Annotated in this window: 16 protein-coding genes; 3 read left to right on the top strand and 13 right to left on the bottom strand. The window is 43.2% G+C overall.

The features are described from left to right. Window positions 1–634 precede the first annotated feature (634 nt). The 4 genes from infA to trxB all read right to left on the bottom strand — a co-directional run bounded on the left by infA (window position 635) and on the right by trxB (window position 3,641). Entirely contained in the window at window positions 635–853 is a 219-nt protein-coding gene (gene infA / locus MHN30_RS10145; protein ID WP_002962494.1) for a translation initiation factor IF-1, read from the bottom strand. 304 nt (window positions 854–1,157) lie between these two features. Then, a complete protein-coding gene (locus tag MHN30_RS10140; protein WP_130126462.1) occupies window positions 1,158–1,889 on the bottom strand; it encodes an arginyltransferase in 732 nt (243 codons plus the stop codon). Next, window positions 1,882–2,598 (bottom strand): leucyl/phenylalanyl-tRNA--protein transferase, encoded by a 717-nt coding sequence (aat, locus tag MHN30_RS10135; protein ID WP_130164205.1) that lies wholly within the window; start codon window positions 2,596–2,598, stop codon window positions 1,882–1,884. Before aat ends, MHN30_RS10140 begins: the two co-directional genes overlap by 8 nt. A gap of 89 nt (window positions 2,599–2,687) precedes the next feature. Continuing rightward, a complete protein-coding gene (trxB, locus tag MHN30_RS10130; protein ID WP_017217521.1) occupies window positions 2,688–3,641 on the bottom strand; it encodes a thioredoxin-disulfide reductase in 954 nt (317 codons plus the stop codon). A gap of 286 nt (window positions 3,642–3,927) precedes the next feature. Here trxB and pssA point away from each other — a divergent pair, with 286 nt between their 5' ends. Then, the gene (gene pssA, locus MHN30_RS10125; RefSeq protein ID WP_045988084.1) at window positions 3,928–5,253 is read left to right on the top strand and encodes a CDP-diacylglycerol--serine O-phosphatidyltransferase; all 1,326 of its coding nucleotides are present in this window, start codon (window positions 3,928–3,930) and stop codon (window positions 5,251–5,253) included. Between the two features lie 52 nt (window positions 5,254–5,305). Here the strand turns inward: pssA and asnB are convergent, their stop codons facing one another. The 8 genes from asnB to MHN30_RS10085 form a co-directional block, all read right to left on the bottom strand. Further along, window positions 5,306–6,976, bottom strand: coding sequence for an asparagine synthase B (asnB, locus tag MHN30_RS10120; RefSeq protein ID WP_130164204.1), 1,671 nt, complete (start codon window positions 6,974–6,976; stop codon window positions 5,306–5,308). Between the two features lie 188 nt (window positions 6,977–7,164). Continuing rightward, complete coding sequence (gene pcp / locus MHN30_RS10115; protein ID WP_130164203.1) at window positions 7,165–7,827, bottom strand: pyroglutamyl-peptidase I; 663 nt, start codon at window positions 7,825–7,827, stop codon at window positions 7,165–7,167. Then, a complete protein-coding gene (locus MHN30_RS10110; RefSeq protein WP_045988082.1) occupies window positions 7,827–8,837 on the bottom strand; it encodes a DUF979 domain-containing protein in 1,011 nt (336 codons plus the stop codon). Before MHN30_RS10110 ends, pcp begins: the two co-directional genes overlap by 1 nt. Next, window positions 8,834–9,592 carry a DUF969 domain-containing protein gene (locus MHN30_RS10105; protein ID WP_010372454.1) on the bottom strand — a complete coding sequence of 253 codons (759 nt, stop codon included), beginning with the start codon at window positions 9,590–9,592 and terminating at the stop codon, window positions 8,834–8,836. The genes MHN30_RS10110 and MHN30_RS10105 overlap by 4 nt, the downstream gene beginning before the upstream one ends. Beyond that, window positions 9,585–10,523: a biotin-dependent carboxyltransferase family protein gene (locus tag MHN30_RS10100; protein ID WP_239359455.1), complete on the bottom strand. Its 939-nt coding sequence runs from the start codon at window positions 10,521–10,523 to the stop codon at window positions 9,585–9,587. The genes MHN30_RS10105 and MHN30_RS10100 overlap by 8 nt, the downstream gene beginning before the upstream one ends. Next, window positions 10,517–11,167, bottom strand: coding sequence for a 5-oxoprolinase subunit PxpB (gene pxpB / locus MHN30_RS10095; protein WP_130164201.1), 651 nt, complete (start codon window positions 11,165–11,167; stop codon window positions 10,517–10,519). The genes MHN30_RS10100 and pxpB overlap by 7 nt, the downstream gene beginning before the upstream one ends. Window positions 11,168–11,309: 142 nt before the next feature. Then, complete coding sequence (locus MHN30_RS10090; RefSeq protein WP_239359453.1) at window positions 11,310–12,824, bottom strand: leucyl aminopeptidase; 1,515 nt, start codon at window positions 12,822–12,824, stop codon at window positions 11,310–11,312. Between the two features lie 86 nt (window positions 12,825–12,910). After that, entirely contained in the window at window positions 12,911–14,221 is a 1,311-nt protein-coding gene (locus tag MHN30_RS10085; RefSeq protein WP_130164199.1) for an MFS transporter, read from the bottom strand. A gap of 219 nt (window positions 14,222–14,440) precedes the next feature. Between MHN30_RS10085 and msrA the strand changes: the two genes are divergently transcribed. Together msrA and MHN30_RS10075 are read left to right on the top strand one after the other, a co-directional pair. Then, entirely contained in the window at window positions 14,441–15,694 is a 1,254-nt protein-coding gene (gene msrA, locus MHN30_RS10080) for a peptide-methionine (S)-S-oxide reductase MsrA (RefSeq protein WP_039497723.1), read from the top strand. A gap of 261 nt (window positions 15,695–15,955) precedes the next feature. Next, entirely contained in the window at window positions 15,956–16,912 is a 957-nt protein-coding gene (locus MHN30_RS10075) for an MBL fold metallo-hydrolase (protein ID WP_239359451.1), read from the top strand. Between the two features lie 322 nt (window positions 16,913–17,234). Here the strand turns inward: MHN30_RS10075 and MHN30_RS10070 are convergent, their stop codons facing one another. After that, window positions 17,235–17,843, bottom strand: coding sequence for a hypothetical protein (locus MHN30_RS10070; protein ID WP_130164196.1), 609 nt, complete (start codon window positions 17,841–17,843; stop codon window positions 17,235–17,237). Between the last annotated feature and the right edge of the window lie 88 nt (window positions 17,844–17,931).

Here is a 17,931-nt window from a genome sequence, read left to right as displayed (position 1 = left end):
GCTTGAATGAACTTGGTATACCTAAGTAACATCTATATGTTGAAGTCGCTTGGGTATCAACGAGTTTACGGCATCAACTTAGTATAAATCTACACACGCAGATTAACGAGCACGGAAGACGATGATGCTCCCTTTGAACGTTGGGGTTAGAATAAAAAGTTTCACACGACAAAAAGCCCAGAATAGCTGGGCTTTTTGTTATCACTCAGTTTGATGCGGCATTATCGTCTCTCAAACTCAGTGCTAGTCGTTCGTGTATACTAATTGCTTGAATGAACTTGGTATACCTAAGTAACATCTATATGTTGAAGTCGCTTGGGTATCAACGAGTTTACGGCATCAACTTAGTATAAATCTACACACGCAGATTAACGAGCACGGAAGACGATGATGATCCCTTTGAACGTTGGGGTTAGAATAAAAAGTTTCACACGACAAAAAGCCCAGAATAGCTGGGCTTTTTGTTATCACTCAGTTTGATGCGGCATTACCGTCTTTTAAACTCAGTGTTAGTCGTTCGTGTATACTAATTGCTTGAATGAACTTGGTATACCTAAGTAACATCAGTATGTTGAAGTCGCTTGGGTATCAACGAGTTTACGGCATCAACTTAGTATAAATCTACACACGCAGATTAACGAGCACGGAAGACAATACGTCCCTTTGATAGGTCGTAAGGCGTCATTTCAACAGTAACTTTGTCACCAGTCAAAATACGGATGTAGTTTTTGCGCATTTTTCCAGAAATATGTGCAACAACCACGTGACCATTTTCTAGTTCAACACGGAACATTGTGTTTGGTAGCGTGTCAAGGACCGTGCCTTGCATTTCAATTACGTCTTCTTTCGCCATGTGTAGCGTATCACCTCTTGGTTAAATTAAACGATGCAGATTTTGCCCAAAAGCGGGGAATAAGTAAAGTTACAAGCTGATTTTTTGTTAATTTGGTCGTTTATTCAGCCAGTTTTACCAAAGTTTTTTGCTTCTATTCCTAACGCATCTCAAAATCTGGAGCCTTGTTGATAGGCAAGGGCGCTATTCTAGCATAGGAAAGTCTGCTAGTAACGCATGTTTTTTGTCCATGCTATAGGATAGTTGTGGTGTAAAAGGAGGTGTATTCCTGCATTTGAGCAAACGTATGCAGGAAAGCTAGGTATTAAGCACAAGGTTGTGAGACATCCGGATCAATATCTTGCCAAATATCTTTAACTAGCTTTTGTGCTGGAACAAATTGGGTTTTGTAACGCATTTTCTTGCAGTCGTCGATTTGATAACCCAAGTACAAATACGGTTTATTCTGTTTCGCTGCCTGTTCGAGCTGAGCCATGATCATGATAGTGCCGATACTTAGTGATTCATACTCAGGATCGAAAAAGGTATAAATAGCAGACAATGAATAAGGCATTGAATCAGTGACGGCTACTGCAATTAACTTATCTTTGTGCCATAGCTCGATAAAGACGATGTTCATCCAACGACAAAATAAGAAGCTTTCGTACTGGAGACGGTTAGGTGGGTACATAGAGCCATCGCTGTGACGTAGGCTGATATATTTTTCGTATAGCGGATAGTATTCAGGACGCTCCTGGTGGCTAATAATTAGCTGATAATCTTGCTTTAATTTATTGCGTTTGCGTTTTTGAGATTTACTCGGTTTAAATTCTTGAGTTAATACTCTTACTGATTGACAAGCTGAGCATGCGGGACAGTGTGGACGATAAATCTGGTCTCCACTGCGGCGAAACCCTAATGCTAACAATTGTTCAAATCTATCTGGGCTGTAACAATTTGGGTCTAGAATAACCAGTAACTGTTCCTTCTGCTCAGGTAAATAACTACAACTAAATTGTTGGCTCAGTCCGATTTTAGAAGGAAAGTGTTCATTCATAGATAGCTTTCAACTCCTGAGGCTGCCACATTGATGATGGGATCTCAAATCGATCCGCCAATTTAAGTCTAGTCAAAAACTCGCTCCTTGGTACAACTTTTAATCCCAAACTTGTTAAATAAGGATTTTCAAGTTGGCAATCAATAAAATGTGCCTGATGGGCTTTGAGCCAATTTACCAGTGCCCACATCGCCATTTTGGACGTATTAGGTAAGGTGTGGAACATAGATTCACCACAAAATACACCAGACTGCATGATGCCATATAGCCCGCCAACTAGGTTACCTTGATCCCATATCTCCACACTATGTGCTAACCCCTGAATGTGCGCTTGCTGATACGCAGCCAACATCGCATTTGTGATCCAAGTTCCTTCAGCGGCCATTCGTTGATTTCTACAAGCTTCAATCACTTGTGAAAAGGCGGTATTGATAGTGACGGTTGGACTGAGTTTACGTTGCGCTTTTCTTAGTGTTTTACCACAATGAAAATCTTGAAGCTCCAAAATCCCACGTTCGCTCGGGCTCCACCACATGATTGGTTCACCTTCATTGAACCAAGGAAAGATCCCATTGGCATAAGCGTTTTTCAGACGTTTTACTTGTAAACAACCACCAATAGCAAGCAGTCCATCTGGTTCAGACAAGGCATAGTGATTTGGTGGAAAACGAAAGTCATCGCAAGCGAGGTGGAACAGTTGTTGGATCATTGAACAAACTACAAGATTGTTATTTATTTCAATATAGCAAATTAAGGCAAGGAGGGAAGAGGGTCAGTCTAGACCGACCCATTTATCTATTATTTTTGGCTATCTAAGAAGCGCTCTGCGTCTAGTGCTGCCATACAGCCTGTACCTGCAGAAGTAATTGCTTGACGATAAATGTGGTCAGACACATCACCTGCTGCAAATACACCTTCAACACTGGTCTGTGTTGCGTTACCATTTAGGCCCGACTGCACGACCAAATAACCATCTTTCATCTCTAGCTGGCCCTCAAACATATCTGTGTTTGGTTTGTGACCAATCGCGATGAAAACACCAGCAAGATCAAGTTGCTCTGTCGCTTCGGAATCAGTATCTTTGATACGAATACCAGTAACACCCATATCATCACCTAGCACCTCATCAAGTGTGCGATTTAGGTGTAACACAACATTACCGTTCGCTGCTTTATCCATTAGGCGATCGGCAAGAATTTTCTCACTGCGGAAAGAATCGCGGCGGTGAATAACATGTACTTCTTCAGCGATGTTTGATAGATAAAGTGCTTCTTCAACCGCGGTATTACCACCGCCAACAACCGCAACCTTTTGACCACGATAGAAAAATCCATCACAAGTCGCGCAAGCAGATACACCACGGCCTTGAAACGCTGTTTCAGATTCAAGACCAAGGTATTTAGCAGATGCGCCTGTTGCGATGATTAACGCATCACAAGTATAAGTACCTTGATCGCCAGTAAGTGTGAAAGGGCGCTTCGTCACGTCAACTTTGTTGATGTGATCGAAAATGATTTCAGTTTCAAAGCGCTCTGCATGCTCTTTCATACGGTCCATAAGTGCTGGACCCGTTAAACCATGTGCATCACCAGGCCAGTTCTCGACTTCAGTTGTTGTAGTCAGCTGACCACCTTGCTGCATACCTGTGATTAATACTGGGTTTAAATTTGCCCGTGCTGCGTATACCGCGGCAGTGTAACCCGCAGGACCCGAACCTAAAATCAACAGTTTGCAGTGTTTTGCATCGCTCATGTAATTTTCCTAACTAAATTCTAAAAAATGCTATTAAGCAAAAGTTTGTTCGATTCTATGTAATTCAATAGGGAAGTAAATAAAAAACCGTAATCCGATTTGGTATAAATTGGCAAGTTGTCAAAAAATTTGTACTGTTTTGTTTTAAATCGACTACAGATTGAGCAATCTTGTTCTGGACTAGCAAAAAACAGCAGTATTTCATGACCTCAGGTTTTTTTTTTGATATGTTTTAGAGAATTTTGTTTTGCTATCAAGAGTTGATAGCCTAATTGAAAAGGTACATATGGCATTTTGGCAGAATACCCCAGGCTTTGGGTTAAGTGCACAAGATTGTGAGGTGTTAACTGATGCTAAGCAATATCATCAGACGCTTTTACAACTGATCTCACAGGCAAAAACGCGTATTTATATCACCGCACTTTATCTTCAAGATGATGAGGCGGGTCGCGAGATATTGCACGCATTGCACGAGGCTGCACAGCAAAATCCAGACTTAACGGTAAAAGTGTTGGTTGATTTTCACCGTGCGCAACGTGGCCTCATTGGTGCTGAAAAGTCAGAAGGCAATGCCAAGCTATATTGTGATTTAAAAGAGCAGCTGGGCACTCAAGTTGAAGTGTATGGTGTGCCGGTAAAAGCAAAAGAGCTTTTTGGCGTGTTGCATTTAAAAGGCTTTGTTATTGACGACATCCTGCTTTATAGCGGTGCTAGTTTAAATAATGTCTATTTGCATCAAGATGAAAAATACCGCCTAGACCGCTATTTTGTGATTAAACAAGCACAGCTCGCGGATAGCTTTTGCCACTTTACCGATCATGTGCTGATAGCGTCTGACGCAGTACCTAGACTCGACATCCGCCCATTACCTACTTTACTCGACATTCGTACTGAGCAAAAACAGCTGATGAAACAGTTGAAAAAGGCCAGCTATGATATTTCAAAGGCGAACAGTCGAGAAGGTCTAACGGTTCGTCCATTTTTAGGTTTTGGTCGTAGAACTAATAAGCTAAACCGTCTTATTAAGGCGCTTTTCGATACCACAGAACAAGAGTTAGTACTTTACACTCCTTACTTCAATTTTCCGGCTCCTCTACTGCGCTCGCTACGTCGTTTACTGAAAACAGGTAAAAAGGTGACAATAGTGGTGGGGGATAAAACGGCAAATGATTTCTATATCAGTCCAGAGCAGCCATTTAGCCGAATTGGTGCGCTTCCTTATTTGTACGAAACCATTTTGTATAAATTTATCAAGTCGCAACGCCGCTTCATAACTGCCGGATTGCTGGATGTGTATCTGTGGCAAGATGGCAATAACTCGTTTCACTTGAAGGGAGTGAGCAAAGATGGCGATACGCATTTAATGAGTGGTCATAACCTCAACCCAAGGGCGTGGGGGTTAGATATTGAAAATGGCATTCTAATAGAAGATCCCGACAAAGTATTGTTGCCTCAAATTGAGTTAGAAAAGCAAGAGATCTTAAAACATTGCCGTCGCATCGAAAGCCACGATGATCTCGAGACACTAGCGGATTATCCAGCACCGGTGAAAAAACTCCTTGGTCAGGCCAAGCGTGTGAAAGTCGACTTTATCATCAAGCGTTTTATTTAACGCAAGAACTGATAATTTTAAAAAAGGGACGAGCGTCCCTTTTTTTACTTTCTTATTTTTGATTATATGCTTCGTTGTGTGAGCTCGCTGCGCGACCTGATGGATCGGCATTGCGCTGGAAAGACTCGTCCCAAGCAAGCGCTTCGGGCGTTGAACACGCCACAGACTTGCCGTGAGGAACACACTTAGCTGCCGCTTCTCCTGGGAAATGCGACTCAAAAATGGTGCGATAATAATAGGCTTCTTTGCTATCCGGTGTATTGATTGGATAGCGGTAGTGGGCGTTTTCAAGATCCGAGTCGCTCACTTGCTGACTAACATACTCTTTTAGTGAATCGATCCAGCTATAGCCTACGCCATCAGAAAATTGCTCTTTTTGGCGCCACAAGACGTCATCGGGTAAATAGCCATCAAACGCCTCACGGATAATGTGTTTTTCGATACGGCCATCTTTACACATTTTGTAGTCCGGGTTAGTACGCATGGCAATATCGACAAATTCTTTATCTAAGAAGGGCACACGTGCTTCAACCCCCCAAGCTGCCATCGACTTATTTGCACGTAAGCAATCAAACATATGCAGTTTCGAGACCTTTCGGTTTAGCTCGTTGTGAAACTCCTCAGCATTTGGTGCTTTGTGGAAATACAAATAGCCGCCAAATAGTTCATCGGCCCCTTCACCCGATAGCACCATTTTAATGCCCATTGCTTTAATGTAGCGTGCCATGAGGTACATAGGAGTAGAAGCGCGAATGGTTGTGACATCGTAGGTCTCTAGGTGATAGACCACTTCTTTAAGGGCATCAATCCCTTGTTGTACGGTAAAGTGAATGGGATGGTGAACTGTGCCGATTTTATCTGCTACCTTTTGTGCTGCAGCGAGATCGGGTGAACCTTCCAAGCCAATGGAAAATGAGTGAAGTTTTGGCCACCAAGCATCGGAAGCATCATCATCTTCGATACGCTTTGCTGCAAACTTTTGTGTGATAGCGGAAATCACAGAAGAGTCGAGACCACCAGACAACAACACGCCATATGGCACATCGCACATCAATTGGCGTTTTACTGCGGCTTCTAGCCCATTTTTAACCGCTTCGGGGCTGGCCTCATTGTCCTTTACTGCACTAAATGCTTGCCAGTCGCGTTGGTAATACTCTCTTGGACCACCTTCTTTTGAATACCAATAATGGCCGGGAGGAAACTCTTCAATTTGTGTACAAATAGGTGTGAGCGCCTTCATTTCGCTGGCGACATAGAGGTTACCGCTTTGATCACGGCCAGTGTAAAGTGGAATGATACCGATATGATCACGACCAATTAAAAAGGCATCTTCCGTTTCATCGTACAAACAAAATGCAAAAATTCCATTGAGATCATCTAAAAACTCAGGGCCTTTTTGCTTGTATAGCGCCAAGATCACTTCACAGTCTGACTCTGTTTGAAATTCAAATGGAACGGTCAGTGCTTTTGCAAGCTCTTTATGATTATAAATTTCACCATTTACCGCCAAAATATGTGTTTCTTCAGGGTTAAATAATGGTTGTGCGCCGCTAGAAACGCCAACAATAGCTAAACGCTCATGAACTAAAATGGCTTTTTCACTTGAATAGACCCCTGACCAGTCGGGGCCTCGGTGTCTTAGTTTTTTTGACATTTCGATCGCTTGCTCGCGAAGTGCAAGGGGATCGGTCTTGATGTCAAGTACGCCGAAAATTGAACACATATTTCCTCATTCCTATTGATGTGTTGATAATATCAACAAATTATTATTGCTCACGGAAGCATAGCTACCATGAGATAGTTTAAGTTCTACCAAAAATAATTTGATAAGTCACACAATGAAATAGAGAAAATGTGAATTTTTTGTGATGTGCAATGGTGCAAACTTGCACCATTGTGGGGCATTTTTTATTAGTGTGTCGTTCCAGCGACAAGCTTAATATCTTGCTTTTGTGTAATGGCACTGGTTAATAGGATTTTTATTCCTTTAACTAGGGTGTCAATGTCCATACTGGGTGCACCAGAGTGGTGCGCCGCTTGGGAGGGCAAGTATGGGATATGTACAAAGCCACCACGGCACGCTAAGTCATGTGTACTAAGATAGTGCAGTAATCCATACATCACATGGTTGCACACGTAAGTGCCCGCAGTATTAGAGATACTTGCAGGAACTCCCGCTTGAAGCGCACTACTTAGCATACTTTTTATTGGTAAAGAGGCAAAGTAAGCATCGGGTCCGTGTGTAACGACTGGTGTATCTATCGGCTGGTTTCCTGCGTTGTCGGCTATTCTGGCATCGTTAACGTTAATCGCGATACGTTCGATGGAGATATCACAGCGTCCACCAGCTTGGCCTAAACAGATCACGATGCTTGGGTGATACTTATCTATCGCTTGTGTTAAAGACTCAATACTTTTGTCAAATTCACAAGGTAACTCTTTTGTGTGGATCAGGTGGCCTTCAATGGTTTCACCTTCTAATAGCTGAGCTAATTGCCATGAAGGGTTGATGGACTCACCACCAAATGGGGTGAACCCAGTAACGAGGACACAAGGTTTACTGTAACTGGACATTAAAAAACGACTCCGTACATAAGAAAAATATTAATCACCAATAACGTTATAGCGGTTGGTATTTGCACTTTAATGACTTGGTATTTATCTTTTAAATCTAACAGTGCCGCTGGCACTATGTTGAAATTAGCGGCCATCGGTGTCATCAGTGTTCCACAATAACCCGAATACATGCCAATTGCGACGAGCGGCGCAGGATCAGCGCCATGCCCCTGGATCAAAAATGGTAGCGCAATACCCGCCGTCATTACCGGAAATGCGGCAAAAGCATTGCCCATTATCATGGTAAAGAGTGCCATGCCCACACAGTACAGTACAACGAGCATAAAACGGTTATCTGGCGAAATAAATAATGTCACTAAGTCTTGGATTGCAGTGCCTGTGTTAGCGACGATAAATACGCCGCCAAGCATTGCAAGCATCTGTGGCAATATCGCTGCCCAGCCTATTGAGTCGACCAAGCGACGAGACTCAGAAAGTGCTTGTAGTGGACTGCCTTTGGTTATTTTCCAGCTCACCAGCAATGCGATGGTGCAAGCGAGTGTCAGTGCTGAAAGCGTCACGTGATCTTGATCGAATAGATAAAAGTCGCCGAGCTGGATCTCACTTAAGATGATAGTACAGATCACGGTAACTATTGGAATAAGTACAGCAGGAACAAACAATTTATTACCAAACCGATTTGCGTCTTCTGTTTTGGCTCGTTCGCACGGCATTTCGTAATTTCCCATGGAAACCATATTCATACCTGCAAGCAGTGCGATGATCACCACGTTGATGCCAATCCATAAATATGTATTTCGCTCACCAATCAATGCGATAGAAGCATCGCCAAAGATAAAAACAGTGCCAAATAAAAACCAAAATAGTGCCGTCGTGAAACGCTTAGGATGGGCCTTATCTTGTAGCGTTTTTACCACCAGAAACATCACGATAAAACCAATCAATAAATAGATGTTGTCAATTGAAAGTAGGCTAGATTGCGCGTCAGAAGTGTTCATTAAGCTCATAATGACTCCTCCTTAAGCGCTGAATTTGTGTTGCTAGGTGTTTGCTCTTCTTCGCTTTGTTGCTGCTGACAGCGCGCAATTTCTGCCCGGATTTTTGCTTCAAATCGCGCTAAACGGAAGAGATGAACAATGAGCGCGGCAATTGCAGTTGGTATTGCCCAAAGTCCGATATGTAGCGGTTCAATCCCGGCAATGCCGTTTTCTTTTAGAAATGCATCCATCAGTAGTACAGCACCAAAGGCGATAAAAATATCCTCGCCAAAGAACACGGCAATGTTATCGCAGGCGGCAGCATGTGCGCCTATCATGTCTTTTACATCTTGTGGCAGGTCGCCGTATTGGTTTGCCGCAGCGCCGATCGCCATCGGAGCAAGCAGTGGTCTAACGGTTTGCGCTTGGCCCGCTAAATTGATTAACCCCAGCGCAGCGGAGCACTCACGGACCACAAAATACATACTTAAAATTCGAGAAGTGGTCGCCCCTTTTATGCCCGCAACCCAAGCTTTAGCGCGTTGCTGTAAACCGTAACGCTCTAAAATTGCAATCACGGGTAAGATAAGTAAAAAGCTCGCAAGCTGGCGAGAGTTCATAAACTTTTCGCCAAAGGTGGCAATTAAGTCGACAAAGTCTATTCCAACGGCAAAACCAGTAACTAGACCTGCCGAGGTGACAACCAATAAGGGATTAAACCTCAGAGCAAAGCCAATAACAATCACGGCAATGCCCGAAAGGGGAAGGAGATTTAGCTCAGTCATTTTGTTGTTCTTTATTTTTAAGCGCTAACCTTAGCTGATTGAGATGCGCCTGTACTCGGTGAGATTCCTTTGCTGCATCTATAAGGGATGTTGATTTTAAATGGATACAATCACCCGCGCCCAATTGGCTCAAGTGGCGCATATCGGCTTGAATGATGGTACCAATAATTGGATAACCGCCTGTGGTTTGGCAGTCATTCAATAGGATAATGGGCTCGCCACTGGGGGGCAGCTGAATGATTCCAGGGTGGACAGCTTGGGTTGCAATATTGTGTGCATGCACTAGGCTGCTATGGCCACTTAGGCGAATACCCATACGATTACTGCTGGGATTTACTTTCCAAATGGTGTCGTTTAATACACTCAGTGTCTGTTTGGAAATTAACTCGAGATGCGGGCCTGGGATAAAGTGAATGAGCTTTTCATAACTGGGCTGTAGACCACCAACGGCGCTTTTGGCAGTGCTCGGCGTGTAGCTTAGTTTGTCCCCTTGTTTAAGAGCTCGGCCGCATATTCCCCCAAAGCCTGCCATGAGATCGGTTGAATAACTCCCAAGCAGCTTGTCTATGTTGGTAAATCCACCTTCGACCACCAAATAAGCGCGTAAACCATCGCGATTTTGTTTAAATGTCAGCTTATCTCCAACTTTAGCGCTGTAGCGCCAGCAAGGGTATATCGCTTCATCGTTTAAAGCGGCATTGAGATCTGCCCCCGCGATAACAAAGTTAGTGGGGGCGTGGAAGTGAAACTCGCATAAGCCAATGGTCACTTCAATAGCTGCATTATCATCGTCATTTGACAAGAGTGTATTTGCAAGTTTAAGCGCAACAGGGTCGATGACACCTGCTTGACTTACTCCTAAGTGGCGAAGTCCTTGACGGCCAATGTCTTGAATAGTTGAAAGTGGCCCAGGTTTAATAACTTCTAGCATGATTTCTCCACAAAACGCACGATATCTCCCGGTTGCAGCAAGCTTGCTGATGCAGAATTTGGGTCAAATAGCGTAGTGTTAGTTTGTCCAATTAAATGCCAGCCACCAGGAGATTGACTCGGGTAAATTGCACTGTAGCTGTCTGCGATGGCAATGCTGCCCTTGGGGACTTTGGTAGTTGGTGTGGATTTTCTGGGTAATTGAAGCGCAGCTGGTAACCCTGACAAGTAAGCAAAACCGGGTAAGAAGCCAATAAATTGTACTTGATAATCAACGCTTGAGTGCAGCTCGATAAGCTGTTTTGGTGTCAGTTGTAATCCGTCCGCTATGCGTTCAAAATCCTGTCCGAATTCTTTGCCATAAAACACCTCAATATGATGGTGTGTTGGCTTTACCTCTGCTATTTCTAGGTCTTGCCAATGTGCTTGGATTTTATGTTGCCACGCATCGGCGTTACGGGGGTCTTTTAGATAGGCAGTAACAGAAGACTTGGCAGGCACCACATCAATAAAATCACCGCTACTATCAAGCCATTTCTTGAGGGCGAACAATTGTTGATTAATTGGACTTTTGCTATCAGGCAAACATGTTGTATTTACAACAATTGCTTGCTCACCTAATAGATAACAACTCACATCGGACATAGGCAATAACAGTTGGTTGCTTTGGTAAACGTTATAATTCTTATAACACACCTCGCAATTGAAACGAAGTTATTGCTATCAGTTGCCGTTTTGTTGCAGTTACAAAAAAGCCGTGCTTAAACACGGCTTAAAATCTGAGGATTTATTTAGCAGTTAATAGCCATTGACTTAGAAGGCGAACGCCATAGCCTGTACCACCAGTTGGTACTTCGTCTTTGGCTGAGCTTGAAAGTGCGTTACCGGCAATATCGATATGAACCCAACGGGTGTCACCAGCAAATTGTTGCAGGAAAGTCGCAGCAGTTGTTGCACCAGGACCACCTGAACCTACGTTTTGGAAATCGGCGATGTCTGATTTTAGCTTGTCTTTATAGCCAAGCGGTAGACGCCATACGTTTTCGTTCACAACTTTACCGGCGTTGGTAAATTCTGTAATTAAGCTATCATCTTCTGAGAAAATTGCAGAATACTCGTTACCAACAGCACCAATTTTAGAGCCAGTTAATGTCGCAACGTCAATCATGATCTCAGGGCTATAATGTTTACGTGCATACCACATCGCATCAGACAGCACCAAACGGCCTTCAGCATCTGTGTTGACAACTTCTACGCTAATGCCTTCTGCGGTGCGCAGTACATCACCCGGTGCGATTGAATACTGAGACACCATATTTGCCGCCATACCCATGACTGCTACCACGTTTACGTCTGCTTTGCTTAGCGCCATTGCTTTTACTGTACCAAGCACGGCAGCCGCTCCCGCCATGTCAGATTTCATGCGTGCAATCGAAGCACCGGTTTTGATGCTATAACCACCAGAATCAAACGTAATACCTTTACCGATCAGAGCAATCGGTGTCTCGCTGTTGCCTTTATAGTGTGCTACAACTAAACGAGAGCCGTGCTCACTACCACGGCCAACGCCCTCAAGTGCGCCCATGCCAAGCTCTTTAAGTTCAGCTGGTGCTAATACTTTTACTTCAACGCCATATTGTTCAAGTTCCTTTGCTGCTTTTGCAAAGTCAACCGGGGTCATTTCTGTTGCGACTTCAGAGGTTAAGTCTCGCGCTAAAAATACGCCAGCTTGAATGTGTTGTAGTGCTTTATACTGGGCCTGTGTTGCTTGCTTATCTGCAACGTCGAAGTGGTAGCTTACGTTAAAAGTGTTTGGCTCTTTTTTGTATACTTCGAAGGTGTGGTCACGAAGGTTTGCACCGTGTGCAAATTGTGCTGCTAGCTCTGCATTTGAGAGCGCTCCCTCAACGTTTTCGAAAGCAACTGCAACACTCTCCAGCTTTTTACCTTCAAATTTAGCGTGTAAGTTACCGCCAAGTTTGGTCATTTTGCTCGCATTGAGTGCGCCTGTTTCACCTAAACCAACAATGAAGATACGCTTATAATCAGAGTCTACTGGCGCTAATACTTCAACTGTTTTGCCATATGCTCCTTTAAAGTCTTCAGCAGCAATTGCGCGCTCCAATTGTTTGCGAGTGTCTTTATCAAGGAACTTTAGGTTACTTTGGCTTTCACCAGCTTGAAAAATTACCAGTGCATCAGCGTCAGCAAGCTTGGTATTGAACTCAAAGTCAGCGGCATTTGCAGAAGTCATGCTGGCAACCGCCAGCGCTAAAGCAGAAAAACGCGTAGTCAATGACATAATCTTATCCTCAGATAACTAAAATTGCGGCGTTTTTACCTTAATCAGAGAAATTTAGACACAATTTGTCGGTGAAGTAACAGGTTTTACCGTTCAGTGACATTAGGTAAGCGGCTTGTCAGCACAATGCCTAATATCGTGATCATAATGTAGAGTGCAAGTAACACTGTAATTGAAAATGCCGAGGCAATGACACCAAGTGCACTTGTTAATAAAAGCACAATACCGATAATTGTGTTACTGAGCGTGACGTAACTGGTGCGTTTGTTTCCTTCAGCCATATCGACCACGTAGGTTTTGCGGCCCACGCGCACGCCTTGATGGGCGATAGCAATAACAAAATAGCAAAGTGGAATGAACCAGATTCTTTCTAGCAGTGAAGAATAAAATAAAGAAGTTGCCAGTAGTATTGCAGTGATAGCAACGGTGATTGTAGCGCCATACATCATCACGCGTTTACTTGATTGGTCGGCAAGACGACCCCAAAAAGCCCCACTGACTAAACTGGCAAGCCCAGACACCGCTAACAAAGCTGCCAGCACCCATGCTCCGTTGCCGATACTCTGCTGCGCCAGCACGGTGAAATAGGGCGGAATAAGCGCGGAACTTAACAAAAACCCACGCGCAAAAATAAACTTTTTCAGTGTTGGGTCTGTTTTTAACAGCGCGAAATCTTGCTTTATTTTATCTAATCCGTTTTCTCCGCCTTCGGTGGCGCCTTCATATTCTTTGATTTGTGAGAACGTTAGCGCACCAATCAACCAAAAGGTTGCAGCTAGTACCAGTGTGATCACAAAGTTGACATTGTTTACTTGAGTGGCAGCGATAAAAAGCCCAACACCAAATGTAACGGTTATAAGTCCACTGACAGAGGCGGCTTGGCCGCTAAGCTGGCCGCGCTTTTGTTTAGGAATAGTTTTACCGATGACATCTTTTGACGACACGGAACTTAAGCTGCGGGCGATGCTAAAAATCGCCAGTAATCCAAGTACCAACCAAGCGTACAATTGATTTTCAGTTTGTTGCCATGCAAGTAGCGCCATAAGCAGTACACAAATAGCTTGAGTGAGTGCGCCGAGAGACCAAAGGTGCTTTCGTTTAGCATGCTTACGCACCCATTGACCAATAAACAATTGTGGGATCAGTGAACCAGACTCGCGAATGGGGACTAGAGCCGATATCAAATAAGCAGGAGCACCGAGTGATTGCATCAGCCAAGGTAGCGTGATCTTTGGGTTGAGTAGGGCATCTCCCAATTTACTAAATAGTTGACTCAATAAAATAAGCACGTAGTTACCGGGAACTTCTTTACACGCCTTATCGTCAATTGCCTTACAGGCACGCGCTTCGTCATCATTGGTTAGCTTTTGATAGAGATTCTCACTTATTTTACTCACACCTATTCCTTTATTTTGCAGTTTTGCAGACAGCACTACTTCACTATCATGAACGACTTTAGATGAAATGATAATTAACCTTAGACGGTCTCATTTAATACGCAGTAAATCATATTAAGTTCAATAAGTATGAAGTGATAATCATACTTAGTTGTGACGTACAGCATTGAGAGGGTAGTGATGAGAACATTACAGGTAGCCGCATCGATAGGATTTATCATGATGTTAGGTGTAGGCGTATCGGCGCTCGCGGGGACAGATATGCCCAAGCCTAAAGTTGATGGTGCTAGTAACCATATTAAAACGTTAGTGTTAGGCTCCGGTTGTTTCTGGGGTCCCGAAAAACGCTACGAGAAAATGACGGGCGTGATAGATGCTGAGTCTGGCTATGCCGACGGTAAAGGGTTTAAGCCAAGTTATAGAGAAATTATTAAATCGAGCCGACGCTTTGATGAAGACAACTATGCGGAAGTGGTAAAGGTAACTTACAACGCAAATCTTATCACCACCGATGCGCTGCTAAAGTACTACTTTGAAAGTCATGATCCAACCCAAAAAAACCGTCAGGGTAATGACGTTGGAACGCAGTATCGCTCGATCATTCTATATACAGATGAGCAGCAAAGTGACAAGGCCCACACATTAAAAGCGCAGTATCAACATTTATTATCTGAGCAAGGCTATGGCGACATTCAAACCAAGATCAAGCCACTTAGAAAATTCTATCCAGCGGAAGAGTATCATCAAAACTACTTAACCAAGAACCCTAAGGGATACTGCCCAGATCACAGCACGGGAGTGACCTTTGAAAAGGTGGCGAAAGATAAAGCTGATAACACTATGCTAGCCCAAGGTAAGCATATTGTGATTGTTGATGCTAAAAGCTATTGCCCTTATTGTGAAAAGCTAAAAAAAGAGGTGTTAAACGACTATCAAGGTGATATCCCACTTCATTTTCGCTATGCAGATCAACTCGAGGGGCTAATGATAAAAACCGCGACTTGGGCGACGCCAACAATCTTATTTATTGAAAATGGTGTTGAGTCCCTTGGCTTTCAAGGTTTTATGGCGAGAGAAGAGTTTTATAAGGCACTCGGTGCTTTTAAGCTGGGTCGTTCAGAAGCTTTTGACATTGCCTTTCAAAAAGGCACAGAAAGACCATTTTGCAAGCAGTATGATATCTTTAAAAACACACCAGATGGCGTATTTATCGATAAATTAAGCGGCAAGATTCTTTTTGACACCCGAGATAGATTTAACTCAGGCACTGGGTGGCTGTCGTTTACTCACCCAGTAAAAGACAGCGTGACCTATCACAAAGATTTAAGCCACGGAATGGTAAGAACCGAAATACGCTCAAAAAGCAGCGGCATTCATTTAGGCCATGTATTTAAAAATGAAGGGCCAAAGGGTCAAGACCGCTATTGTATCAATGCCCAAGTACTTGAGTTTAAAGCGAGAGAGGCGCTTTAGGTATTACGCCTAAAGTCACTTTTTGCTAAGGAGGCAGACATAAACCAAAGTCGAAGTTACTTTTGTGTATTAAGAGAACAGATTTACTTGTTAACTTTTCAAAGTGGTGCTTTGGTTGCTTCCTCCTAAAATTTGATCTGCCGTTCATGTGGCCATTTATACTAATTTGGCTCTAGACTAATATGGTAACAGGTTGATTTTTATTAAATATCCAGTTAGCTTCGGCAATATTTATATATAAAATACGCAAAAGGAATTCTTATGCACCGTATACATATTCTGTGTCTAATTTGTTTGTGGCGGTTCATTACGTCACCGACAGCGGCTGCCAATGAAACTCCTCACCAAGTCAAAGCACTCAAAATCACTACGCTGTCGACCATGCTTGCGGATAGTGGCATTGGCGAGTGGGGATATGCAGCACTAGTTGAAGTGGACGGCCGAAAAATTCTTTTTGATACTGGTAATCGGCCGCAAACAGTACTGCAAAATGCGCGAGACTTGCGAATCGATTTGTCTGATGTAGAAGATGTAATTTTAAGTCATAATCATGGCGACCACACCGGTGGACTAGAAACGTTAAGGACTGAGCTGAGTAAAAAGAATGCAAAAGCGATGTCTCGCGTTCATGTTGGTCACGGTATTTTCGCAAAACGTGCAGGTAAAGAAAACCGCATGCACACGATGAAGCTCGCGCTTGAAAAACAAGGTGTGGTTTTTAAACAATACAGTGAGGCGCAAGAAATTTACTCAGGTGTTTGGTTAACAGGCAATGTTGAGCGCATTCACCCCGAACATAATTGGAGTGGAAATAGCAAACTTGAAGGTAAGCACGGGCATATAGAAGATAACATTCCAGAAGATATGTCACTGGTGATAAATACCAAAGATGGCTTTGTATTAATAGCTGGTTGCGGGCACGCGGGTATCATCAACACGATGGAACACATAGTAAAAACGATCCACCCCGCAGATATTACGACGGCGATAGGCGGATTCCATTTAATAAATGCGGATGATAAACACTTGGCATGGACAGCAGGTAAATTACAGCAGTTTGGCTTAAAGAATATGATGGGTGCACATTGTACTGGTATTAACTCGCTATACGTGCCGCGTGAATTGATGAAGTCAAACCGTAAGCAAATGGTGGTGGGCTCTGTGGGGGACAGCTTTACTTTAAGTGAGGGCGTAAAGGCTGGCTATATCGCCCGTTGAGCCATTTGGATTTATTCCGCTATTTTGGCTTTTTCAGCTATTGGCGTTGGTGATTTTGGTTATCACTTTCGTTAAACATAGGAAAGTTAAGTACACGGACAAGTGAAGCGAATTTAGTCCAATCAGTAATGTAATCACTGACATTGCGGGATTACACCGACAGAGATCGATGAGCTTGACCTGAATTATTATCATGGAAATATCTTTCAGAGTGGTTTTTTATCGCACTATATTTTTGTACTTTGTCAAAGATATTGGTGATTTAGTTAGGGTATTCAGCGAAAAGGTAATGTGAAGGCTGAATTTAGCCTTCGTAAAGTGTTTAGTGTAGGCACCTTTTTTCACCCATGCATAATATTGCAATGACAGGGACAGCTAATAAAAAAATAGCGCCTTCTGCGATATCTCTTAGTGGTGTCGTAATCGCTGCTGATGCCTTTTCTGAAAAACTTTGTGCAACGCTAAAGTGGATTACGAGTGGGTGCTCAAATTGTTTGAAGTGAGCAAAGTTCAGGTCCCGATTATCATATCTATCACCAACAAGTTTGACAGAAACACGACCAGACTTAAAACCATAGTCTTGGGCTTTTGCTTCTATATCGTTCGGTGTATTAGGACTTAAAAGAATATCAACCTTTCCTTCTACGCTTCGCATTGAACTGATGTGAAAGTCATTTCTCTCAAGAGAGATAAATGCCAAAAGCGGGCTATCGAGTAGCTTGGCTAAGGTGGGATCAGTCCGCAGTATGTAATGATGCTCTTTTCCAACAAAGATGAGATGTTTACCGTCTTCAGTTTTTAAAAAGGTCGAGATTTCATCTTGATAAGACGTGGTTTTAGTGATCTCATGATAGGTTGAACATGCCGTTGAAAAGCAGAACAATATCATTGTGAGTAGGGCTAATTTGAGGGTGTGTATCAGTTTTGTCATTTTCCTTCCTTGACGTACTTTTTTATTCGTCGCGAACAGTACGATAATCGGTACGAGATTGGCAACAAAAATTTAATTATTTGACGCG

The organism is Pseudoalteromonas sp. OF7H-1 (assembly GCF_022347825.1).
GTDB classification, from domain to species: Bacteria; Pseudomonadota; Gammaproteobacteria; order Enterobacterales; family Alteromonadaceae; genus Pseudoalteromonas; species Pseudoalteromonas maricaloris.
This window is presented reverse-complemented; position numbering and strand designations above follow the sequence as displayed.

Coding starts and splice junctions, on each gene's coding strand:
- MHN30_RS10090 (WP_239359453.1), bottom strand. CDS start 12,824: ATGTCATTGACTACGCGTTTTTCTGCTTTAGCGCTGGCGGTTGCCAGC.
- pxpB (WP_130164201.1), bottom strand. CDS start 11,167: ATGTCCGATGTGAGTTGTTATCTATTAGGTGAGCAAGCAATTGTTGTA.
- MHN30_RS10105 (WP_010372454.1), bottom strand. CDS start 9,592: ATGACTGAGCTAAATCTCCTTCCCCTTTCGGGCATTGCCGTGATTGTT.
- pcp (WP_130164203.1), bottom strand. CDS start 7,827: ATGTCCAGTTACAGTAAACCTTGTGTCCTCGTTACTGGGTTCACCCCA.
- MHN30_RS10075 (WP_239359451.1), top strand. CDS start 15,956: ATGCACCGTATACATATTCTGTGTCTAATTTGTTTGTGGCGGTTCATT.
- trxB (WP_017217521.1), bottom strand. CDS start 3,641: ATGAGCGATGCAAAACACTGCAAACTGTTGATTTTAGGTTCGGGTCCT.
- asnB (WP_130164204.1), bottom strand. CDS start 6,976: ATGTGTTCAATTTTCGGCGTACTTGACATCAAGACCGATCCCCTTGCA.
- aat (WP_130164205.1), bottom strand. CDS start 2,598: ATGATCCAACAACTGTTCCACCTCGCTTGCGATGACTTTCGTTTTCCA.
- MHN30_RS10070 (WP_130164196.1), bottom strand. CDS start 17,843: ATGACAAAACTGATACACACCCTCAAATTAGCCCTACTCACAATGATA.
- MHN30_RS10110 (WP_045988082.1), bottom strand. CDS start 8,837: ATGAGCTTAATGAACACTTCTGACGCGCAATCTAGCCTACTTTCAATT.
- MHN30_RS10100 (WP_239359455.1), bottom strand. CDS start 10,523: ATGCTAGAAGTTATTAAACCTGGGCCACTTTCAACTATTCAAGACATT.
- pssA (WP_045988084.1), top strand. CDS start 3,928: ATGGCATTTTGGCAGAATACCCCAGGCTTTGGGTTAAGTGCACAAGAT.
- msrA (WP_039497723.1), top strand. CDS start 14,441: ATGATGTTAGGTGTAGGCGTATCGGCGCTCGCGGGGACAGATATGCCC.
- MHN30_RS10140 (WP_130126462.1), bottom strand. CDS start 1,889: ATGAATGAACACTTTCCTTCTAAAATCGGACTGAGCCAACAATTTAGT.
- infA (WP_002962494.1), bottom strand. CDS start 853: ATGGCGAAAGAAGACGTAATTGAAATGCAAGGCACGGTCCTTGACACG.